This window comes from Cupriavidus phytohabitans, assembly GCF_017815025.1.
GTDB lineage: Bacteria > Pseudomonadota > Gammaproteobacteria > Burkholderiales > Burkholderiaceae > Cupriavidus.
The window spans coordinates 1-2,033 of record NZ_JAGIQB010000157.1 but is presented as its reverse complement, the minus strand read 5'-3'; the positions used below and the strand labels follow the sequence as shown (position 1 = coordinate 2,033).

The window sequence follows — 2,033 nt, the reverse complement described above, 5'->3', positions numbered from 1 at the left end:
GTAAGCGACCGAGAAACGGCGTCCTAGTCTTATAGGGTGAGTCTTGGCAGGCTTGCGTCCGCAAACTCTTTGCGGACGCAAACCATGATCACTGACGATATTGATGTTGACTGCTTTCCACTGCGAGTAGTGCGTGTCCGGCGCAATGGGAAACGCGATTACGATCCGGTGGCCAAGCGGCGTTTGATTGAGCTGTGTCTTCGGCCCGGCGCATCGGTGGCAGGCATGGCGCTCAAGGCTCAAGTCAATGCCAATCAACTGCGCAAATGGATTCGGCTGGATCGGGAATCGAAGGCGGTAGAGCACGGTTCGCTGGCGGCGTTCGTGCCGGTTGTTCAGGGAATCCAATCTCCTGAAGTCGAAGCTGTGGTCACTGCGCCGCGTCGCACGACGGCTGTGGCAGTTGAGCCGCAACCTCAGCCGTCGCGACCAGTCGCGCTGCTGAGTGCGAAGTTGCCAAACGGCGTAGCGATTGAGCTCGCATGCGGTGAGCGTGACGGTGAACTCGTAAAGGCGATGATCGAAGCGTTGGGGGCGAGCTGATGTTCCGCTTCGACGAAGGGCTGAAGGTCTACCTGCACCGGGAAGCCGTGGATTTCCGCAAGAGTATCAATGGTCTGTCGGCGCTGGTCGAGCAGTCGCTGGGGCTCGATCCGTTCGCACAAGCGGTCTACGTGTTTCGCAATCGACGAGCCGATAGGATCAAGCTGCTTGGCTGGGACCGGAACGGATATTGGCTTTTTTTGAAACGACTTGAGGCAGACCGTTTTGCCTGGCAAGAAGCGCGGCCGCAAGCCGTTGGACCCGGCGCTTCCCCGCGTGCCAATGCGCCACGAACTGCCGGAGTCAGAGCGGGTGTGCCGGCATGATGGACAAGCTCTGGTTGAGATTGGCGTGGAGATCAGCGAGCAACTCGACATCATCCCCCAGCAGGTCCGAGTGATCCAGCACCAGCGTGTCAAGTACGCGTGCCCGTGCTGCGACGGCAGTATCAAGGTGACGCCCGCCCCCGCACGCATCATCCCCAAGGGCTTGCTGACTGAATCCGCGCTAGCCTGGTGCATCACCTCCAAGTACCAAGACGCGCTGCCACTGTACCGCCAGGCCGCCTTGCTGCACCGCTTCGGCGGCGACCTCTCGCGCAGTACATTGGCCGCCAGCGTAGTACGTGTCGGCGAGGCCGTGCAGCCCATCATCAACCTGATGCGCGACCATCTGCTGGACGATGACCTTGTGTACGGCGACGAAACTACCGTCCAGGTGCTCAAGGAGCCCGGCAAGCCTGCCCAGACCAAAAGTTACCTCTGGGCGCAGATGAATGGATCGGGCCCGCCGGTACGGCTGTTTGCTTACAGCCCAACGCGGGCAACGAAACATGCTGCAGAGCTCTATGCCGGCATCAAGCCAGGAACGGTGTTGATGACCGACGGGTACGACTCGTACGACAAGGTCGCGCACGCGAATCGACTGATCCATCTTGGATGCTGGGCTCATGCCCGTCGTTACATGATTGAGGCCGAGGAGGCTCTGCCCAAGGAACAGCGCGGTGGCGAACATCCAATCACGCAGTTCATCGCGCTCATCGCCAAGCTCTTTGCTGTCGAGGCTCGGACTCGCGAGATGAAACCAGAGCAGCGCCAGCAGATCCGTGCCGAGCAGAGTCGGCCTGTGCTAGACGGAATCGAAGCCATGCTGTTGCAGCACTTGCACACCATGTTGCCGCGAAGCAAGTTCGGCGAGGCGCTACACTACTTCCATAACCAGTGGCCCAAGCTCGTCCGTTACGTCGAGAACGGCGCCTGGCCGATATCGAACAATGTGATTGAGAATTCGATCAGGCCGTTCACCGTAGGGCGCCGGAACTGGCTCTTCTGTGACACCGTCGCTGGCGCGAACGCAAGCGCAAACCTGTACTCGATCATTGAGACCTGCAAGGCCAATGGCGTCGATACGTATCGCTATCTCGTCGCCTTGTTCAAGGCGCTGCCGCTCGCGAAGACCGCTGACGACTACGAGGCCTTGCTGCCTTGGAA

Annotated in this window: 2 protein-coding genes and 1 pseudogene; all 3 read left to right on the top strand. The window is 60.0% G+C overall.

Annotation, left to right across the window (positions count from 1 at the left end; all coding sequences use genetic code 11):
- The first annotated feature begins 84 nt into the window (after window positions 1-84).
- A complete protein-coding gene (gene tnpA / locus J8I34_RS33765; RefSeq protein WP_209778053.1) occupies window positions 85-543 on the top strand; it encodes an IS66-like element accessory protein TnpA in 459 nt (152 codons plus the stop codon).
- Entirely contained in the window at window positions 543-869 is a 327-nt protein-coding gene (gene tnpB / locus J8I34_RS33760) for an IS66 family insertion sequence element accessory protein TnpB (protein WP_209778051.1), read from the top strand. The genes tnpA and tnpB overlap by 1 nt, the downstream gene beginning before the upstream one ends.
- Window positions 778-2,033, top strand: a pseudogene (gene tnpC / locus J8I34_RS33755) (IS66 family transposase); the annotation flags it as partial. The gene tnpB and the pseudogene tnpC, both read left to right, overlap by 92 nt.

What these genes read in the sequence shown, in the direction of transcription:
- tnpB (WP_209778051.1), top strand. Translation starts at nt 543, where the DNA reads ATGTTCCGCTTCGACGAAGGGCTGAAGGTCTACCTGCACCGGGAAGCC.
- tnpA (WP_209778053.1), top strand. Translation starts at nt 85, where the DNA reads ATGATCACTGACGATATTGATGTTGACTGCTTTCCACTGCGAGTAGTG.